Source organism: Pseudomonas yamanorum, from assembly GCF_013386765.1.
Classification (GTDB): domain Bacteria; phylum Pseudomonadota; class Gammaproteobacteria; order Pseudomonadales; family Pseudomonadaceae; genus Aquipseudomonas; species Aquipseudomonas yamanorum_A.
On the sequence record NZ_JACARE010000002.1, the window covers coordinates 62669 to 62891 of the forward strand.

The window sequence follows — 223 nt, forward strand, 5'->3', positions numbered from 1 at the left end:
GCCTGCGATGCAGACAACTCGGTACATCAGATACACCGAGGCGATGCCATCGCAGGCAAGCCAGCTCCCACATTTGACCGTGCCCGCTCTGGCTTTAGATTTTGATGTTGCCTTTGCTTCACCACACTCAAGCCGGCCTGTAGGCCGCTGTGCTGTTGATCTGCTTTTGATCTTGATCTTAGGCGCCCCGTTAAACCACGCTGGCCGAACGCAGGTATTACGG